16 protein-coding genes are annotated in these 17,327 nt (G+C 52.8%); 7 read left to right on the top strand and 9 right to left on the bottom strand.

The genetic code is table 11. The annotated features are described in order from the left end of the window. Positions 1-217 precede the first annotated feature (217 nt). A complete protein-coding gene (locus ABGI61_RS01615) occupies positions 218-2,296 on the top strand; it encodes a TonB-dependent receptor family protein (protein ID WP_347595854.1) in 2,079 nt (692 codons plus the stop codon). A 62-nt stretch (positions 2,297-2,358) separates the two neighbouring features. On the opposite strand, the gene ABGI61_RS01610 is transcribed toward ABGI61_RS01615, so the two are convergent. Beyond that, positions 2,359-3,063, bottom strand: coding sequence for a 2OG-Fe(II) oxygenase (locus ABGI61_RS01610; RefSeq protein ID WP_347595852.1), 705 nt, complete (start codon positions 3,061-3,063; stop codon positions 2,359-2,361). Between the two features lie 11 nt (positions 3,064-3,074). Here ABGI61_RS01610 and ABGI61_RS01605 point away from each other — a divergent pair, with 11 nt between their 5' ends. From ABGI61_RS01605 to ABGI61_RS01585, 5 genes are all read left to right on the top strand, one after another. Next, on the top strand, positions 3,075-3,470 hold the full coding sequence (locus ABGI61_RS01605; RefSeq protein ID WP_347595849.1) for an acyl-CoA thioesterase: 396 nt from the start codon (positions 3,075-3,077) through the stop codon (positions 3,468-3,470). Between the two features lie 97 nt (positions 3,471-3,567). Continuing rightward, on the top strand, positions 3,568-5,292 hold the full coding sequence (gene ggt / locus ABGI61_RS01600; RefSeq protein ID WP_347595846.1) for a gamma-glutamyltransferase: 1,725 nt from the start codon (positions 3,568-3,570) through the stop codon (positions 5,290-5,292). Then, a complete protein-coding gene (locus ABGI61_RS01595; RefSeq protein ID WP_347595843.1) occupies positions 5,292-6,299 on the top strand; it encodes a cupin-like domain-containing protein in 1,008 nt (335 codons plus the stop codon). The genes ggt and ABGI61_RS01595 overlap by 1 nt, the downstream gene beginning before the upstream one ends. A gap of 173 nt (positions 6,300-6,472) precedes the next feature. Further along, complete coding sequence (locus ABGI61_RS01590) at positions 6,473-6,892, top strand: hypothetical protein (protein ID WP_347595840.1); 420 nt, start codon at positions 6,473-6,475, stop codon at positions 6,890-6,892. 3 nt (positions 6,893-6,895) lie between these two features. Next, positions 6,896-7,204: a helix-turn-helix domain-containing protein gene (locus tag ABGI61_RS01585; protein ID WP_347595837.1), complete on the top strand. Its 309-nt coding sequence runs from the start codon at positions 6,896-6,898 to the stop codon at positions 7,202-7,204. A gap of 5 nt (positions 7,205-7,209) precedes the next feature. Here ABGI61_RS01585 and ABGI61_RS01580 read toward each other — a convergent pair whose 3' ends face one another. The 7 genes from ABGI61_RS01580 to ABGI61_RS01550 all read right to left on the bottom strand — a co-directional run bounded on the left by ABGI61_RS01580 (position 7,210) and on the right by ABGI61_RS01550 (position 13,456). Continuing rightward, positions 7,210-7,761, bottom strand: a complete 552-nt coding sequence (locus tag ABGI61_RS01580; RefSeq protein ID WP_347595834.1) for an acyl-CoA thioesterase — start codon at positions 7,759-7,761, stop codon at positions 7,210-7,212. A gap of 43 nt (positions 7,762-7,804) precedes the next feature. Beyond that, the gene (locus ABGI61_RS01575) at positions 7,805-8,161 is read right to left on the bottom strand and encodes a DUF2288 domain-containing protein (protein WP_347595831.1); all 357 of its coding nucleotides are present in this window, start codon (positions 8,159-8,161) and stop codon (positions 7,805-7,807) included. Positions 8,162-8,163: 2 nt separating this feature from the next. Then, positions 8,164-9,513, bottom strand: coding sequence for a sigma 54-interacting transcriptional regulator (locus tag ABGI61_RS01570; protein ID WP_347595828.1), 1,350 nt, complete (start codon positions 9,511-9,513; stop codon positions 8,164-8,166). Beyond that, entirely contained in the window at positions 9,500-10,105 is a 606-nt protein-coding gene (locus ABGI61_RS01565; RefSeq protein ID WP_347595825.1) for a hypothetical protein, read from the bottom strand. The genes ABGI61_RS01570 and ABGI61_RS01565 overlap by 14 nt, the downstream gene beginning before the upstream one ends. Continuing rightward, positions 10,102-11,520, bottom strand: coding sequence for a sensor histidine kinase (locus ABGI61_RS01560; RefSeq protein ID WP_347595822.1), 1,419 nt, complete (start codon positions 11,518-11,520; stop codon positions 10,102-10,104). The genes ABGI61_RS01565 and ABGI61_RS01560 overlap by 4 nt, the downstream gene beginning before the upstream one ends. Before the next feature lie 172 nt (positions 11,521-11,692). Then, positions 11,693-11,893, bottom strand: a complete 201-nt coding sequence (locus ABGI61_RS01555; protein WP_347595819.1) for a hypothetical protein — start codon at positions 11,891-11,893, stop codon at positions 11,693-11,695. A gap of 336 nt (positions 11,894-12,229) precedes the next feature. Continuing rightward, on the bottom strand, positions 12,230-13,456 hold the full coding sequence (locus ABGI61_RS01550; RefSeq protein WP_347595816.1) for an adenosine deaminase family protein: 1,227 nt from the start codon (positions 13,454-13,456) through the stop codon (positions 12,230-12,232). A 141-nt stretch (positions 13,457-13,597) separates the two neighbouring features. Here ABGI61_RS01550 and ABGI61_RS01545 point away from each other — a divergent pair, with 141 nt between their 5' ends. Next, the gene (locus ABGI61_RS01545) at positions 13,598-14,959 is read left to right on the top strand and encodes a M24 family metallopeptidase (RefSeq protein ID WP_347595814.1); all 1,362 of its coding nucleotides are present in this window, start codon (positions 13,598-13,600) and stop codon (positions 14,957-14,959) included. Positions 14,960-15,031: 72 nt separating this feature from the next. Here ABGI61_RS01545 and ABGI61_RS01540 read toward each other — a convergent pair whose 3' ends face one another. Continuing rightward, entirely contained in the window at positions 15,032-17,251 is a 2,220-nt protein-coding gene (locus tag ABGI61_RS01540; RefSeq protein WP_347595811.1) for a TonB-dependent hemoglobin/transferrin/lactoferrin family receptor, read from the bottom strand. Positions 17,252-17,327: the final 76 nt, after the last annotated feature.

Genomic DNA, 17,327 nt, shown 5'->3' with positions numbered 1-17,327 from the left:
GCCATCGGCGCGGCTTAGCTTTTACCTCAGCCTAACTCCTCCCGCATTTTGGTTTCAGCTGCACTAGTACGCAGTAGCGTTTTATCCACAAGCATAATGATGTGTGACGCCAAACAGGGTAATTTCGTAGTAGTAGATCAAATGAGATTGATTCGTATTATTTGCTGTGTTCTAATTGCGCCCATTCAAAATTGACCTGTTTATCAACGGAGTTGTTATGCACCTTAAATTATCCCGTCTTAGCCTGGCATTAGCCCTAGCGTCTGTCTCCTTAGGTGCTGCTGCGCAGCAACAAGCACCGGCAGCCGAAGCGGCAGTTGAGCGCAAAAGCATTATGCCAACGCTGGAAGTGATCCGCGTGGTGGGTGAAGCGGCGCCGGTATTGCTGGAACAAACCGGTACTGTAGTCGTGCTGGATCGTACCCAGATTGAGCAAATTCAGCCACTGTCTAACCAGGACGTGCTGCGCCGTATCGCCGGTATTAATGTCAATAGCGAAGAAGAAACCGCCGTAGTGTCTAACTTTGGTCTGCGTGGTTTATCGGCCAGTGAATCAAAATCATTGGTGTTGGAAGACGGTGTGCCGGTAGCGCCGGGCTTGTTTATCGGTAACGATCGCTACTTTAACCCGCGTATTCAGCGCGTGGAACAGGTCGAAGTGTTAAAAGGCTCTTCTTCACTGCGTTACGGCCCTTCTACTATCGGCGGTGTGGTGAATTACCAGACTAAAACGCCGGACGATGGCGTAAAACTGTTAGCCCGTGCCGGCTCTTTTAATATGCGTGAGCTGGGCGTAGAGGCCGGCGGTAAGAGCGAGTCGGGTGATGCTTTTGCCGGTGTGGTGGCCAGTCATGCCACCAGCGACGGTTTTATGAACAAAGGTTATGACATGACCGATGTAATGGCCAAAGCCGGTGTGGTATTTAGCGATGCGCATAAACTGGGTATTAAGGCGTCACGCCATGAAAACGATGCCAATATTTCCTACCGTGGCATGTTGTTGGCCGACTATTTAGCCGGCGCCGACTACAACCCGGCCCCGGACGATTACTTCTTAACCGACCGTACCGGTATTGATCTTAATCACGAGTGGACTTTATCCAGCAGCAGCACCTTGAAAACACTGCTGTACTGGAGCGAAATGACGCGTGATTACTGGCGCTATAACGTGGATACTGCCGCCTCAAACGAGGCTGGTCGTTGGGTGTATACCGATGATTTAACCGGCAATAACCGCAGTTTTGACCGTGTGGGTATTGAAAGCCGGTTAAGCGTAGATCATGAGCTGTTTGGCAAGGTGGCCAACAGTGAGTTTGGTGTGCGCTATATGCAGGAAGAAGCCAACGACACCCGTATCCGCGCGGTGCGCAGCTCAGACCGTACCGGGCTGAATGACCGTCATATCGTCGATTCAGCCGACAGCGTCGCCGCTTATGCACAAAGCCGTATCGAGCTAACCGAGCGTTTCGCTGTTACTCCCGGCCTGCGGGTAGAAAGCTACGAGCAAACCCGGGTTGTGTTGACTGACAACAACGCGACGGCCACCACCAGCAATACCGAGTGGTTGCCAGGTGTGGGTGCTACCTATGACTTAACCGATGCTGCTCAGCTGTACGGTGGTGTGTACCGCGCCTTTTCGCCAGCGTCAAACGGTGTGGCACTGGACGGCCTGACGGATCAACAGTTAGACGGCGAGCGCTCAACTAACTTTGAGGTTGGCCTGCGCGGTAAAGAAGGCGCCCTAAGCTATGAAGTGGCGGCTTTTGTGATGAACTTCAGTAATCAGGTGGTAACCGGTAACAGCGACCCGGCGTTGTCACAGTCAAACGCGGGTAAAACCGAGCATCGCGGTATGGAGTTTATGCTGGGATATGAATTGGGCGGTGGTTTCAGCCTGGACAGCAATGCTACCTGGGTACCTACGTCAGAGTTTAAAACCGGTGATAACGCTGGCAACCGTCTGCCGTATGCACCGAAGTTTATTGCCAACCTGGCACTAACTTACCAACTGGAGCAACTAACGGCCGCCATCAGTGCCCATTACCGTGGTGAGCAATATGGCGACCCCAGCAATCGTGAAGATATCCCGACAGATGCGGCTGGCGGTATCTGGGGTGGCTTAATGCCGTCATACACCGTGCTGGATGTCACGGCACAATACAATCTGGCTGATAACGTCAGTGTATTTGGTGCAGTGAAAAACCTGACCGACAAACGCTATATCACTGGTTTACGCCAGGGCATTTATGTTGGTCCAGAGCGTTCGTTCGAGCTGGGTGTGCGCTACCAGTTCTAAGTTACACTGTATAAAAAGCCCCTGTTCAAAGGGGCTTTTTTATTGCTACTGTCGCGCCCTGCTTAGCGCTGTGGCGGGCCATAAATTTGCTCGGCCGGGTTAAATAAAATCCAGCTGGTTAAAATATACTTATCGTTCGATACTGGAATACAGCCACGATGCGTATGGGTAAAGTAGGCCGGTGCGATCACCATGCGGCCGGCTTTGGGCTGAATACTTTTATTCTGGTAGTAAAATTCGGTTTGGCCGCCTTCGGTCACATCATTTAAATAAAACATAAAGAGTAGTGCCCGGTGCAGTGGCTCAGTACTGCCTTGCTGCGGGTAAACTTCACTGTGCCAGTAACCATAGTTGCCGACCCCAGCCTGATATTTCTGTGCCTGAATATTCCCCAGCCGAAACAGTACGCGCATAAAGTCCAGTGTTTTTGGCTCGCCAAGCTCGGCAAAATTATCATGGGTAATGGCAACCGGTTTGCCGGTATCAGGGTGCGCTATGGTGAGCCCGACCGGGCCTATCAAGGCAAAATGGTACTTTTTAAAGTACTCGCTGGCGTAGTGAGTGGTGGCCTGCCAAATCACTTTTAGCAGGTCCTGATATTCGGCATGCTGATACAGGTAAAGGTCTGTGCTGACCTTTTTGCTGGGGTCGACGCCGCCACCGGTACGGCCCGGTGCCTTATGCGGGCTTTGCTCGAACACGCTGATAAGCTGTTGGCAAAATTGTTCGCTTAACGCATTATCGTACACTTCAATAAAATCAGTCATCGGGATCCCTTATGTGGCAACAAATTATTACTCCGCGTTTCTCTGACACGGATGCGCTGGGGCATATCAACAATACGGTGTTTGCCGTCTGGTTTGAAGGCGCCCGGCGTGATGTTTTCAAAATTTTTACACCAGAGCTTAATTTACAACACTGGCCGTTAATTGTCGCCAGCGTAAAACTGGATTATCACGCCCAAACCCATTTTCATGCTGATGTTGAGCTGCGCACCTACATCAGCCGTATTGGCAACAGCTCGTTTGATGTGTATCAGGAAGCCTGGCAAGACGGCGTAAAAACCGTCTCTGGCACGGCTGTTATGGTGCAGTTCGATTACACCAGCAATAAGGCGGTGGCAATTAGTCCTGAGCAACAGCAGCAGCTTAGTGCGCACCGCTACGGGGCATAAACATCGCACCCTGCCTTGGTCTGGTCGTAAACTGCTGGTATGGTAAGGCGCAGCTGGTTAGGGTTTAGCCACAACAAAGAAATAAAGAGAGTCTGTTATGAAACGTCTGTTACTTGGCTTGGGGGTAGGGTTTGCACTGGCGCTGAGCAGTGGCGCGCACAGTTATGATCGTATTACCGGCGAGCAGTTTGCCAGTCGCTCCGAGGTGATAGCACAGCAGGCGATGGCCGCGACCAGCCAGCCGCTGGCCACCCAGATTGCGCTGGATATTATGAAACAAGGCGGTAACGCCATAGATGCGGCTATTGCGGCTAACGCCGCACTTGGCCTGATGGAGCCCACCGGCAACGGTATCGGTGGCGACTTGTATGCCATCGTTTGGGATGCAAAAACCCAAAAGTTACACGGGTTAAATGCTTCAGGCCGCTCACCGCTGAGCCTAAGTTATGACATGCTTGCACATGAACTGGAGAAACTGGGCCGTACTGATTTACCGCCGCATGGCATGTTGCCGATCAGCGTGCCGGGTGCGGTAGATGGCTGGTTTGAACTGCACAAAAAATTTGGCAGCCTGCCGATGGCTGATATTCTTAAGCCTGCTATCAGTTATGCTGACAACGGCTTTCCGGTTAGCGAGTTAATTGCCTATTACTGGGATCGCAGCGTGCCGGTATTAAGCCCACAGCCGGGCGATTTTGTCGGCACCTTTACCCTTAATGGCAAGGCGCCGGCCAAAGGCCAGTTGTTTAAGAACCCGGCGCTGGCTAACACCTACAAAGCGCTGGCCAAAGACGGCCGTGACGCTTTTTACAAAGGCGATATTGCGGTAGCGATAGACCGTTTTATGCGCGCTAATGGCGGCTATCTGCGTTATGCCGATTTTGCTAACCACCGTTCAGATTGGGTAGAGCCTTTAGGTGTTGATTACAAAGGTTACACCTTGTGGGAGCTGCCACCCAATGGTCAGGGTGTTGCTGCACTGCAAATGCTACAAATTCTGAAAAACTTCGATTTAAAAGCCGCTGGTTTTAACACTGCAGAGAGCCTGCACCTGATGGTTGAGGCGAAAAAACTGGCGTTTGAAGATCGGGCTAAGTTCTATGCCGACAGCGATTTTAGCAAGCAGCCCATTGCAGGTTTAATTTCAGAAGCCTATGGCCGCGAGCGTGCCAAACTGATCGGCGACAAAGCGGCCAAACGGGTTGATGCCGGCAACCCGCACCTGTACGAGGGCGATACTATCTATATGACCACGGCCGACAAAGACGGCAATATGGTCTCTCTTATTCAAAGCAACTATCGCGGCATGGGCTCAGGTGTTGTAGTGCCGGGGTTGGGCTTTGTGTTTCAGGACAGGGGCCAGCTGTTCTCCATGGATAAAAAGCATGCCAATGTCTACGCGCCCGGTAAGCGCCCCTTTAATACCATTATTCCGGCCTTTATTACCAAAGATGGCAAGCCGTTAATCAGCTACGGCGTAATGGGCGGCGCTATGCAGCCGCAAGGGCATGTGCAGGTGCTGGTGAATATGGTCGACTATGGCATGAGCCTGCAGGAGGCTGGTGATGCCGCCCGCTGGCAGCATTTGGGCAGCACCGAGCCAACCGATGGCAGTGAGATGTACCTGCAAAACGGCGGCTACATTGAAGTGGAGCACGGGGTACCTTATGAAACCGTGCGTGGTTTAATGCATAAAGGCCATGATGTACGCTATGGCCTGGGTGGTTATGGTGGTTATCAGGCCATTATGCGTGACCATGAGAACGGTGTTTGGATTGGTGCATCTGAATCACGTAAAGATGGCCAGGCGGCAGGCTATTAATGACGCTGGCATTGGATAAACTGCCTGCACCGGCAGAGCTGAGTGATGTTACGGCGGCTAACTTTAAACAGCAGGTACTCGACCCATTCCAGCCAGTGGTGTTGCGCGGCTTTGCCCGCCACTGGCCACTGGTGCAGGCAGGGTTGCAATCGGACGAGGCCGCTGCCCGGCTGTTACAGCAATGTTCAGCTAATACCCCGCAGGCAGTGCTGAATGTGCCTGCCAGCACTCACGGCAGGCTGTTTTACAATGACAGCCTGAGCGGCATGAATTACAGCGCAAAACAGCTGGGTATGACTGACGCTATTAGCCAGATGTTGGCACGCACGGCAGATGAATCGCGTTACTGTGTTCAATGCGTGCCGGTGCAGCAGCATTTTCCCGGCTTAACACTGGATAACCCCTTACTGCCGGCTGATACTAAGGCTTTTATCTGGTTGGGCAATGCGGTGACGGTGCCTGCGCATTTTGACGAAGCGCAAAATATTGCGGTGGTGGCGGCCGGTAAACGCCGTTTTACGCTGTTTCCACCCGAGCAAATTGCTAATCTTTATATCGGCCCGCTGGACTTTACCCCCGCCGGCCAGCCGGTTAGCCTGGTTAATATGCTAAAGCCGGATCTAACGGCTCACCCCAATTACGCCAAAGCCTATGCAGCAGCCTTGTCAGTTGAGCTGGAGCCGGGTGATGCCATTTATATCCCGACACCCTGGTGGCACCATGTGCAGTCGTTGTCAGGTTTCAACGTACTGATTAACTACTGGTGGAGCGACACCTACGTCGCCGGCGCCCTGCCGTTGCCGATGTTGCTGCATGGCTTACTCAGTTTAAAGCATATGCCCAAAGCACAGCAGCAGGCGTGGCAGCAGTTTATCCGCCATTACCTGCTGGTCGAAAACGGCGACCCCGGCGCGCACCTGCCAGAGCAAGCAAAAGGTATTTTAGGTGAGCTAACACCACAGCTGGCACAAGGCATTAACCGCTGGCTGGCAGCGCAACTTAAATAACTCTTGCTGTGCTGTTGTCCTAATGATGCTATAGATTGTAGCTGGTAACCCATTGAAATAAATAAACTGTCATCTTGCTGTCAGCTGACAGTCTGGCGACTGGCTTAAGCATGTCGTCACATCTTTGCGACAGCTCGGCTGTAATTGGCTCAGGTCAATCAAGGAGACTAACCATGAACCAAACAACAGAAGCTACTTTAAGTTACTTTGACTATGCCGATCACACCATCAAGGTGCTACTTTCTATGGTCAGCGGCAAAGAGCAGGTTTATGTTGATGATAAGCTGGTGTCTGAGAGACGCAGTTTTCGTTATAGCTCGATACATCATTTCCAACTGGATGGTAAGCCGGCAGAGGTGCGAATTCGGGTTGACAGCATTTTTAAGGGGCCCTACTTTATCGAGTTCTGGTTGGCCGGACAGCAGCGTGACAGCGACGAATGGGATTTAAAACGTATGCTGAGTCACCTTAAAGCTGCCCGTCAGCATCAACCGCTCTGGCAACGGCTGTCGATGTACTTCCTTTATGGTTTGGTAGGTGGAGCAGTCGGGGCCTTGGTTGGTTACAGTCTGGCGACGTTACTGAAGGGGTAAGCAATGCAACTAAATCCACAGCTTATCCGGCAGTTACGAACTGACAAAGGTTGGACGCAGCAACAATTAGCAGAAATTTGCGCACTGAGCTTACGTACCATACAGCGAATAGAAGTGCACGGTATTGCTTCGCTTGAGTCCAGCAAGGCGCTTGCGGCGGCGTTTGATACCGAGATCCGGTTATTAGAACAAGCCATATCAACCGAGTCAGATGAGAAAGGCTTCACGGCTGTACCGGTTTGGGTGCCAATTATTGCCTTTATCGCCGGGGTAGTCGCCGGTGGCGGACTCATTATGGTATTAAGCGGCTAATCCGGTTATTGAAGCTGCACTTGTACCTGATAATCGGCGGTAATTTGCGCGATGGCTTGCTGCATATCACCGTCAAAATCGGCGCAAAGCTCGGCGTAGCTATGGCGCAGTTTTAAGCGCTGGGTGGTTTTAACAAAGCGCAGCACTTCTTCTTTGCTGGTTAATATCAGCCTCGGCACCCGGGCATTGTTGCCCTGTTCATCTTTAGCAATCATAGTAAAGTACGAAGAATTACAATGCTTTACCTTACCGGATTGAATATTTTGCGCTTCAACCCGAATGCCGACCACCATTGAGCTGTTGCCAACAAAAATAACCGAGGCCTTTAAGGTGACCAGCTCACCGACTTCAATCGGGTTAAGAAAATCGACCCGGTCGACAGAGGCGGTAACGCAGTATTTGCCGCTGAATTTAGAACCACTGGCAAAGGCGATCTGGTCCATCAGTGACAACAAATAGCCACCGTGAATTTTGCCGCTGAAGTTAGAGTGCGAAGGCAGCATCAGCTGCGATAAGGTGACCCGTGAGCTGCTGCTTTTTTTGTATAGTTCTGACATAGGCTGCTTTAGTGTTTTGGCTTATTTGCGCCAGTGTAGCAGCTTAATTAAGCTGCTGCGTCAGTGGTTTGTCCTGTACCAGCACCCAGGGGGATATCACTACCGCCCATAGCTCAGTTTGTTGCTGATACCACTGCTGTGCCTGTTGCTCACTGGTGCGGCTAACACTGCCCACAGCCAGCCAGTCGGCGACGCGGGCTTTATCATCCCGGCTAAAAGCAAAGGCCACCTCAACCAAATCCAGCGCTGGTGCGACGCTGATAACACTGCCAGCGGCATAAAACTTCTGCAGTTCCAGCCAGTTGATGCGGGCCGTTTCGCTGATAATCTTGGCTTTAATTAATTCAGGATTATGTTCATCGTCAATTAAATGCGCGTCGGGTGGGGTAATGGCGGTCATATTTACTCGGCCTCGTCTTGCTGCTCGGTCACTTGTGCCGCGCTGAGCTCATGTTTTTTCAGTAGTTTATAAAAATCAGTACGGTTGCGCCCGGCCAGCTCGGCGGCGCGGGTTACGTTACCTTCGGTCATTTGCAGCACCCGGATAAGGTACTGTCGTTCAAACTGGTCGCGTGCTTCGGTTAAGGTGGGCCAGTAGCTGCTGTTTTGCGATAGCGCCTGCTCGACCTGAGCGGCACCAATCACCGGGCTGTGGGTTAACGCCACGCACTGCTCTACCACGTTGACCAGCTGACGCACGTTGCCCGGCCATTTGGCGGTGGCCAGCAGTTGCATGGCATCGTCGGAAAAACGTGTTACATCAACCTGATGGCGCTCGACGCTTTGCTGCAGTACATGGCGTGCCAGCAGCGGTATATCTTCCGGCCGCTGCTCTAAGGTTGGCAGCTGCAAGTTTACTACATTTAGCCGGTAGTATAAGTCTTCACGAAAGCTGCCTTCCTGCATCGCCTGCTGCAAATCTCGGTGGGTGGCCGAGAGTACCCGCACGTTAATCAGAATGGTTTTGCTGCTACCAACCGGGCGAATTTGCCGCTCTTGCAACGCGCGTAATAGCTTTACCTGTAATGACACAGGCATATCGCCAATTTCATCTAAAAACAGCGTGCCGCCATCGGCTTCGCGAAATAGGCCGCCATGCTCGGTCACTGCGCCGGTAAAGGCCCCTTTGGTGTGGCCAAACAGCTCAGACTCCAGCAAATGCTCGGGCAGGGCGCCACAGTTAATCGCAACAAAGGGCTTGCCGGCACGTGGGCTGGCTTTATGGATGGCGCGCGCCAGCAGCTCTTTACCGGTACCGCTGGCACCAGTAATTAACACGCTAACATCGCGCTGCGCTACCCGGTAACTTTGCTCCAGCAGCTCGGCCATCAGCGGCGAGCGGGTAATAATTTCTTCACGCCATTCGGCCTGCTCGGGTACCGACTGATGCACAGCATTTTGCAGAATGTCGCGCAGCTCGGCGGTGTTAAGCGGTTTAGTTAAAAAGCCAAATACCCCGCGCTGAGTGGCGGCGACTGCTTCAGGGATAGAGCCGTGCGCTGTCATCAGCACCACGGGTAAACCGGGGTAACGTTTGGCTATTTCATCAAACAGGCTCATGCCATCCAGCCCCGGCATGCGCAGGTCGCTTAGTACCACATCAACGCTGTTTTTCGCTAACAGTGGTAAGGCTGCCTCGGCGCTGTCCGCGCTTATCACCTGATAGCCTTCCCCTTCCAGTCGCAGGGTCAGTAAGCGCAATAAGCTGGGGTCATCATCTACCAGTAACAAACGCGGTTTAGGGCTGGCCATTGTTATCCTCTTGCACCACGGCAGGTTGGTTTAGCTGGGCTTCAATTTGGGTCAGGGCATCAATTTTCTTTTGCAGCTCTTTATTAATTTTTTGCAGCCGCTCGACGTTGTCATGCTGCTGGGCGTTTAGCCGGGTAAGCGCACTGACCGCCGACTCGGCTTCCAACAGCTTTTGGTTAAAGGCCAGATCCCAGCTAAGTAATGCCGCCAGCGGCGCCGGCAAGGTCGCCAGCTGATCGGCGGATTGCATTTGCAGCCTCAGTCTGGTGAGGTAGGGCGTGTCGGGGTGCAGCTGCAAAATAGTGCGCTTTAATTGCCATACATCGTCTTGTTCGGTGCTGGCGTTTAACAGCTCGCGCTCTTCGTTCACGCGGTTGAGCATGTTGGCGCGATAATTTACCCAGGCTTGCAAGGTGGCAGCATCGTCGCTGATCGCCAAAGGCGTTGCCACCGGCTCAGGCTCTGGCAGCTGCACCGGCTGTGGCTCAGCTTCCAGTGGCTCCACGGGCTCTGGTGTTACCGGCTCGGGTGGTGGCGGTAACTGGCAGCCGGTTAATAACAGCAGACCGGCAAGCAGCAGGGATGTTTTCATGCGGGTTTTTCCTCTAACAGTGGCAGCCGAACCCGGATACAGACATCGGCATAGATCACATCAACGATATCAGCATGGCCGCCCAATAAGCGGGCACAGTCGGCAACAATAGACAGCCCCAGCCCCGAGCCTTGTACCGAGTCAAACCTGGGGGTGGTGCCGCGTTGAAACGGCTCAAACAGTTTTTCCCTAAGCGCAGTAGGAATGGGGTTGCCATTATTGGCCACATCTAACACCAGTTGGTGCTCCTGCTGATATAATTTCACCCACACCGGACTGCCCTGGCTGCCATACGCCTGGGCGTTATTAATCAGGTTATCCAGAATGCGGCGAAACAGGGTCGCGTCGGTGTATATGGCGCTTAAGCTGCAGCTAAGTTCAATACTCTGGCCGCGTTGCTGCAACGACAGCGCATGGTCGTTAAAGCAATCGGTAAACAGTTGTTGTGGCGAGTGCCAGTCTGGCTCAGGCTTGGCCTGTTGCAGCAGCCGGTTGTAATCCAATAATTGCTCGGTCAGCACACTTAACCTGTCGGCACTGCCATTTAGCAGGCCAACCACTTCCAGCTGCTGGGCGTTAAGCGGGCCAACCAGTTGTTCGCTTAGTAGCGAGCAGCCCTCGCGGATACTGGATAGCGGCGTTTTTAGTTCATGCGAGGCGTGGCGCAGCAAAATCAGCCGCAGTGCTTCCAGTTGTTGTAAGCGAGAGCTGAGCCAGCGTAACTGCTCGCCCAGTTCAGTTAGCTCGCGCGGGCCGGTGAGTTTTTCATCCGGAAACTGATGCTGTTGGCCAATGGCGCGGATCATTTTATCCAGTTTGCGTACCGGCGCGGTAATGCGGCCCGAGGCCCATAGCACGAGTAGCAGTGTCAGCAGTACCAAAGCCACGGTTTGCCATGCCAGTTGCTGCTGGCTTTCTACCACAAAGCGTTGTTGTTGCTGCAGGTTTTGCTCCAGCAATAACCAAATTTGCTGCGTTAGTTGTTGTTGTTGCAGGCGGAATTGCTGAATAACCGGCTCCAGCTCGCTGCTGCTGAGCGCACTGAAATTATCCAGCAGTAACGCCAGCTGATACTGCTGTTGCTGGCAAAGCTGTGGCTGACCGACATTATCACATACCTCGCTGAGCAGATTGCCGTAGCTGTCCAGGTGGGTGCGGGCTACCCGCGCCAGCGCGTCTGTTTTCACCACAGCATGTTGGCGCACAGCACGTTCAATATCCACCACCAGGTTTTGCATGTTCTCTGCCCGGCGCACACTGGCCACCGAGGTTTCGGCTTCGGCCACTGCATTTTGGCTCACACCGCTTAAGGCGGTATGGCTTTGCCATAGCAGTACAGCAACCGGAATAAGGGCGAGAAAAAAGCTCAGCAGTACCAGTTGGCGTAGTGACGCCGTTTGTAATGAAAAGCGCATAGTTTGATGTCTTTAGGCTAAGGCCTGTAAGCATACCTTATTTTAGCGGCAAAAAAAAAAGCCATTGGCGACACAAAAAAGCCATTCGCGGCATAAAAAAAAGGCCAGTGGGGTGCTGGCCTGACAAAAATTCAGCACTGAGGCTGAACTCATGGGATTGGGGCGTAGCAGCTTAAGCCGCCTTCGCCAGATAAGTAGGGGTGTAAACCGCCTGAGGCTGCGGTTGTACCAGTTCAGGCTGTGCTGTGACCAGTTGTGCCTGCTCCCACGCCAGCACGCTGTCGTTATGCAGGTTTACCCGGCGCAGCATCGTAATGACTACGGCAACATTGGCCAGTAAAAACAGTACGGTACCTAATAAGAATAAATCCATAACCACCTCCGTTAGGTGCAGCCGTTACGTCGTTGGCTGCGTTAACACGGTTTGAAGGAGAATGTGGCAAAGGCAATGTGCTGTTGCTTGCGCTTGCGACATTCTCCTGTAACGTCGCGTGCCATAACTAATACAAACAGCGTGCCAAGGTTGCGATTTTATTTTTGTTCATTTAAAAACAATGATTTATGGTGTTTTCTGTAGGGGGTGCTGGCAGGAGGAGCAATTAACTGTTGCTAAATGGCGACAGTTAATTGCGCATAATCTAAGTGGCTTTATAAATCAAAGGCTTAGGCTGTATGCTTTTTGCGACACTTATTTATGCCATTGATTTTTTTAGATAAATCCGTAGCGCTGCGCCACGCGGTCAAAGTACTCCAGACATTGCTTGGCGTATTCACGTTTTTCCACATAGCTGCCGGGGAAAAAGCTCTTTTTAAAGCCATAAGCCACCATGTCTTTTAAGCGTTTTAACGGAATATCAAAGTTATCCAGTGCCAGTTGATACTCGCGGCTGACAGTGGTGTTAGACACAAGGCGGTTGTCGGTACAAATCACTGTCGCCATGCGGTTATCCAACATGTCTTTAAATTTGTGTTGCTTGATGTCGCTAATGGCCGGATTGGTTTGCAGGTTGCTGGTTAAACACACTTCAATTGCTATGCGTTTATCGGCGATATAAGACGCCAGGTTACGGATATAGGCGGCTTTATCGCTAATGTCCGCATCGACAATCATCTCTGGAATAAACATTGAGTAACCGTGGCCAATGCGGTCGGCATAGCATTCGGTAATGGCTTCAAAAACGCTTTCTGCACCATAGGCCTCACCGGCGTGCAGGGTTTTTAATAAAAAGTGCTGGTGGGCATACTCGTACACTTCTTTAAATTTGCTGGCCGGGTAACCGCTTTCCTGCCCGGCCAGATCCAGCCCGACAATGGGTATACCCTCTTCATCGCGCAGTCGCACACTGGCGCGTACCAGCTCCATCGCCGCCAGCTTAATGACATCCATCGGGGCAAAGTCACGCATCAGCTGAAACAGGTTGGTGTAATAGGGCGAGAAACCTTTATCGCCAAACATCCGCATGGCGCAGTTGATAATGCCATAAGCAAAGGGTGGCTTTTGCCCACTTAATACTGGCTCAGAGCGGTTGTATTCGCTCATGGCTCGCTTTAAACCATTGTTTACCGCATGCATGACGCGGTCAAAATCGATGCTATTGGGTAAATCTATCAACAGCTGCGGCGCAAAGCGTACTTCAATGTAGTTCACGCCTTCAAGCTGGTTATCAATCGCCAGCTCATAGGCCGCGCGCTCCAGGTTTTCCATATCACGCAATACGGCGCAGGTGTACTGAAAGCAGTGCAGGTATTCGCCTAAGTTATTGTATTTTTCTTTAAATACCTGTTGTTTAAGGCCTTCTACCGTATCTGATGGCAGTTTAGTGCCGGTGCGCTTGGCCATGTCAATTAAACTGTCCAGCCGCAGGCTGCCATCCAGATGCAGGTGCAGATCAGATTTGGGCATCTCTTTAATAAATTCAGCAGAATAACGTGGCATAACGACTCCTTTACTCAGTTGGCTATAAGTGTACCGCAGTTTTCGCGCTTTTCGTCGGTAAAACACGCTGGCCACGGCGCTTAACGGTTGCGGCGGGCAAAAAACTGGCTTACAACAACACCATAACAACAGGGAGAAGCTATGAAATTTGTATTAACTGCACTGGCGCTTGCCGCTACCTTAACCAGCCCGTTAGCGGCAAAACCCGAAACTTTTACTCAGGGGCGTACCTTGGTAACCGCTGACGACTTCCAGGTATTGTCGCCGCGCGCGCGTATCGCACCGGAAAACCGTATGTTAACCGAGCGGTTGCAAAACTTATTGCCGCAGCTGATGGCTGAATCTGGTTTGGATATGTGGCTGGTGATTAACCGGGAATATGCCGAAGATCCGGTGTATTTCACCTTAGTGCCGCAGCCGACCTTTGCCGCAAGGCGCACTACCATGCTGCTGTTTAGCCGCAAAGCCGATGGCAGCCTTGAAAAGCTATCTGTTAACCGTTACCCGCTGGGCGCACCTTATGATTCCGCCTGGGCCGGTGGTAATTTAACCGAGCAATGGCAGGCGTTGGCGGCAGAAATTGTTAAGCGCAGCCCGAAGCAAATAGGTATTAACGTATCAACCGATTGGCCGGTAGCGGATGGCCTGACATCAGGCCTGCATCAGCAACTGCTAAAAGTGCTGCCGGCGGAATACCATAGCCGGCTGGTACCGGCCGAAAAGTTGGTGGTGCGCTGGCTGGAACAGCGCACAGCAGCGGAGTTGGAGCTTTACCCGCAAGTGGTCAGTTTGGCTAGAAGCGTTATTGCCGAAGCCTTTAGCAATAAAGTGATTACCCCAGGCGTTACCACCACTAACGATGTAGCCTGGTACATCCGCGAGCGCTTTGAGCAGCTGGATTTACCGGTGTGGTTTATGCCGTACGTTAACCTGCAACGGCCGGGTGTTGTCTGCGAGGCCGATAACCCGTTTTGTGGTACTAGCGGCATTATTCAACGTGGTGATGTACTGCACACTGATGTCGGTATTTGTTACCTGAAGCTGTGCACCGATACCCAGGAAATGGCCTATGTGCTTAAAAACGGCGAAACCGACGCCCCGGCTGGTTTAAAAGCGGCCCTGGCGACTGGCAACCGCTGGCAAGATTTGCTCACCGGCGAATTTAAAACCGGTCGCACAGGTAATGAAATATTGGCTGCTACGCATAAAGCGGCGGCTAAAGCCAAAATTAACCACAGCACTTACACCCATGCACTGGGCTTTGTTGGCCATGCGCCGGGGCCAACCATAGGCATGTGGGATAATCAGGGGCCGACGCCGGTACAAGGCGATTGGCCGCTTTACGCCAATACGGCTTATGCCATTGAAGGTAATATCAAACAGGCGGTGCCGGAGTGGCAAAAGCAGCTGGTACAGATAAAGCTGGAGCAAAGCGCCTATTTTGACGGCAAGCAGGTGATTTACCTGGCAGGCCGTCAGACCCAGTGGCATTTGGTGCGCTAGGGTTAGCGTTTGAGTTGTTAGATATCCGGCAGGCCGCAGTAAATTGCTGCCTGCACTTAGTTTTACGCAGCGTTAAAAGCGATAACTGACACTGGCGGTAATATTACGCCCCGGCTGGGTGAACTGGCCTAGGTTTTCCGCTGTTGTGCGGCCGCGCACTTCAGATGCCGACCATATTTTGCGGTCGGTCAGGTTAAATACACCCCAGTTCAGTCGCCAATCTGCCGCCAGGTTCAGGTGGCCCAGCAGATCCAGGCTGACATAGCCAGGTGCTGCGAACGGCTGAGCGGCATCAGTGTCGGCTGGCTGCGCCACGGTGGCGCGTTTTACGGCCGTGCTCACCAGCTCCAGCGACCAGTTATCATCCGGTAAACCATAACCTATTCCCACTACAGCTTGTGGCGGCATGACTGAGTCTAGTGCCTGGCCGGTGCTGCTGTCTTTGCTATCCAGCCAGCTTAACGCGGCAGTGACACGCAGACTGCTCAAGCTGGCATGCTGCTGCATTGGATACCAGTTAATACGGGCATCTGCACCGCGGATGGTGACTTTATCCAGGTTGCGGGCCTGAAACTCCAGCAAGCCGGTAGCCGGGTTAAAGCCTTTTACCGCCAATGACTCAATAAAGTTGTCGTAACGGTTGTGGTAAAGGCTGAACTCCCAATCCAGGCTATCCTGCCGGGCGCGAATGCCCAGCTCCCAGCTTTTTACCCGTTCAGGCGCTAAATTGGCATTAGGCAATGAGGTGTAACCGCCGGCAAAATTGGTAAAACCGACATTGATATCGTCAAACGGCGGGATGCGAAACCCCTCGGCGAACTGACTCCATAAGGTGTACTGCGCGCTAAGCCGGTACAGCGCGCCAAATTTGGCCGATACTTCACTGTCGGAATAGGCCTGGGTTTCTACCCCCGGATTGGCGCTGCTAAACAGCGCATCGGCTTTGGGCGAAAGGTTAAATTTGTCATAACGCAGGCCGGGTGACAGGGTCAGTTTGCCGTCCAGCAGACGCATTTCATCCTGCACAAAGACGGCTACCTCGCGTGCGGATGAACGCGGGAAGTCGCGGGTGGGAAATACACTGCCCTCGGGCAGCAGGTCGCCGTTGTCGGCTCGGCGGGTCGCCCCATCGCGCAGCGAATCGCTGTCTGTTAGCTGCAGTTCTGTGCCATAAATCAGGTAATGATTGGCAAAGGCTTTGTCGAATTGCAGGCTGGCGCCACGCGCACGCTGACTAAACTCGCTATGGCGGTTGCGTAGCATCGCAATCGGTGTCGGATCTTGCCGGCCTGCGGCACCAAAACGCTGCTCAACGCTGTCTTGCTCGGTGTCTGATTGCTGCCAGTAAAGCCTGGTTTGCAGCTTATCAAAGGCAGCCAGTTCGCCGTTATACTGGTAATTAAATTGCAGCCGGCTGCGCTGGCGCTCATCATCGCCCTGGCTGGCATCAATTCTGACACCGCGCACCAGTGTGCCAACTTGCGACAGCAGGTCGGTTTTACTCTCGCCTTGTAAGTGGTCGGCGATAAAAGTGAACTGCTGCGCCGCTGAAGGGCTGTAAATCAGCTTGGCCTGGCCGCTTTGGCTGCGCTGACGCTGTGGCTCGGCCATCAGACGCTCACTGCCGGTTTCTGGGCCCTGGCTAAAATAGCTGTCAGTTTCATGACCCTGCCGGCGTGTGGCACTGAGTAGCCACTGCCAGTTGCCCTGTACTGCAGCAAGTTGGCCACTTAACCAGCCTTCGTCGGCTGCGCTGGTATAGCCCAGCTTCACCTTGCCGGCTAACGACTCGCCGGGCGCAACCATATCTTTCGGCGCCTTGCTGGTAAAGGCGACTACGCCACCAATGGCGTCGCTGCCATAAAGCGTTGACGCCGGGCCCCGAATGATCTCTACCGATTGCAGCAAATCGATATCGATAAAGTCACGCCGTGCCGATAACGCCGGGCCAAAGCTGAACTCATCAGACAGCGGCACGCCGTCTAGCAGCATCAATACCCGATCACCGTTGATACCGCGGATATTAAAACCGGACAGGCCGAAACGGCCACCGCCTTCCACACTGACACCCGGCTCGTAGCGCACCAGATCGCGGATATCGGTCATCAGCTGCTGCTGCATGGTATCGCTGTCGATAAAGCTCACGTAAGACGCAATTTCGTTGATATCACGTTCGCTGCGACTGGCGGTGACACTGATGTGCTCTACGGCTTCTTCAGCTGAAACGCCAGGCAGCACGGCGCTGCTTAACGATACGGCTGTCAGACAGAGCCAGGGAATACGCTTGATCATGTTTACCTCTTGAACCTGGTTGGGTTATTTGCGATGATTGGATCCTAATGATAATTATTCGTATTTGCAATAAAGG

It is taken from the genome of Rheinheimera fenheensis (assembly GCF_039871805.1).
GTDB lineage: Bacteria > Pseudomonadota > Gammaproteobacteria > Enterobacterales > Alteromonadaceae > Alishewanella > Alishewanella fenheensis.
The sequence above is the reverse complement of the archived record's forward strand: the minus strand, read 5'-3'. Positions and strand labels throughout refer to the sequence as shown.

Coding starts and splice junctions, on each gene's coding strand:
- ggt (WP_347595846.1), top strand. CDS start 3,568: ATGAAACGTCTGTTACTTGGCTTGGGGGTAGGGTTTGCACTGGCGCTG.
- ABGI61_RS01565 (WP_347595825.1), bottom strand. CDS start 10,105: ATGAAAACATCCCTGCTGCTTGCCGGTCTGCTGTTATTAACCGGCTGC.
- ABGI61_RS01610 (WP_347595852.1), bottom strand. CDS start 3,063: ATGACTGATTTTATTGAAGTGTACGATAATGCGTTAAGCGAACAATTT.
- ABGI61_RS01545 (WP_347595814.1), top strand. CDS start 13,598: ATGAAATTTGTATTAACTGCACTGGCGCTTGCCGCTACCTTAACCAGC.
- ABGI61_RS01560 (WP_347595822.1), bottom strand. CDS start 11,520: ATGCGCTTTTCATTACAAACGGCGTCACTACGCCAACTGGTACTGCTG.
- ABGI61_RS01550 (WP_347595816.1), bottom strand. CDS start 13,456: ATGCCACGTTATTCTGCTGAATTTATTAAAGAGATGCCCAAATCTGAT.
- ABGI61_RS01605 (WP_347595849.1), top strand. CDS start 3,075: ATGTGGCAACAAATTATTACTCCGCGTTTCTCTGACACGGATGCGCTG.
- ABGI61_RS01595 (WP_347595843.1), top strand. CDS start 5,292: ATGACGCTGGCATTGGATAAACTGCCTGCACCGGCAGAGCTGAGTGAT.
- ABGI61_RS01540 (WP_347595811.1), bottom strand. CDS start 17,251: ATGATCAAGCGTATTCCCTGGCTCTGTCTGACAGCCGTATCGTTAAGC.
- ABGI61_RS01585 (WP_347595837.1), top strand. CDS start 6,896: ATGCAACTAAATCCACAGCTTATCCGGCAGTTACGAACTGACAAAGGT.
- ABGI61_RS01555 (WP_347595819.1), bottom strand. CDS start 11,893: ATGGATTTATTCTTATTAGGTACCGTACTGTTTTTACTGGCCAATGTT.
- ABGI61_RS01590 (WP_347595840.1), top strand. CDS start 6,473: ATGAACCAAACAACAGAAGCTACTTTAAGTTACTTTGACTATGCCGAT.
- ABGI61_RS01570 (WP_347595828.1), bottom strand. CDS start 9,513: ATGGCCAGCCCTAAACCGCGTTTGTTACTGGTAGATGATGACCCCAGC.
- ABGI61_RS01580 (WP_347595834.1), bottom strand. CDS start 7,761: ATGTCAGAACTATACAAAAAAAGCAGCAGCTCACGGGTCACCTTATCG.
- ABGI61_RS01575 (WP_347595831.1), bottom strand. CDS start 8,161: ATGACCGCCATTACCCCACCCGACGCGCATTTAATTGACGATGAACAT.
- ABGI61_RS01615 (WP_347595854.1), top strand. CDS start 218: ATGCACCTTAAATTATCCCGTCTTAGCCTGGCATTAGCCCTAGCGTCT.